Annotated in this window: 1 protein-coding gene; it reads right to left on the bottom strand. The window is 62.3% G+C overall.

What is annotated here, in order from left to right; genetic code table 11:
- Positions 1-848: UbiD family decarboxylase (locus A3730_RS03210; RefSeq protein WP_156500845.1), on the bottom strand; the 848-nt coding region annotated here is incomplete at both ends.

Raw genomic sequence — 848 nt, forward strand, 5'->3', positions numbered from 1 at the left:
GGTAGAAGTCCACAATTTCCGGGAACTGGTTTTTCAGGATCGGCACGAAGATTTCGTTCATGGCCACGCCCAGCACTGCCGGCTCATCCGGTGGCCGGCCGGTGTAGGTGCTGTGGTAAATGGGGTCGCGGCGGTGGGTGATGCGTTCCACGGTGAACACCGGGAAGCGTTCCACCTCGTTGTAATACCCGGTGTGGTCGCCGAAGGGGCCTTCGTCTGCCATGTCGTCCGGGTAGAGGTAGCCCTCTAAAACAAATTCGGCGCTGGCGGGGACTTGCAGGTCATTGCCGATACATTTTACCAGCTCGGTCTTGGAGCCGCGTAGCAAACCGGCAAAGGCGTACTCGCTGAGGGTATCGGGAACCGGGGTCACCGCGCCGAGAATGGTGGCAGGATCGGCGCCCAACGCCACGCTCACCGGGAATGGCTCGCCGGGATGCTGTTGCTGCCATTCCTGAAAATCCAGCGCGCCGCCCCGGTGGCTAAGCCAGCGCATGATCAGCTTGTTGCGGCCAATCAGCTGTTGGCGGTAGATGCCCAGGTTCTGGCGTTCCTTGTTGGGGCCGCGGGTGATCACCAGCGGCCAGGTGACCAGGGGGCCGGCATCATCGGGCCAGCAGGTCTGGATGGGCAGCTTGTACAGGTCTACTTCATCGCCTTCCAGCACCTTTTCCTGGCAGGGGCCGGAGTTGGACACCTTGGGGCTCATGCTCAGGACCTTGCGGAATACCGGCAGTTTTTCCCAGGCATCGCGAAAGCCCTTGGGCGGCTCCGGTTCCTTGAGGAAAGCCAGCAGTTCGCCCAGTTCACGCAACTCCGCCACTGAGTCGCGCTGGGCATGGGCCGCG

This window comes from Alcanivorax sp. HI0044 (assembly GCF_001634945.1).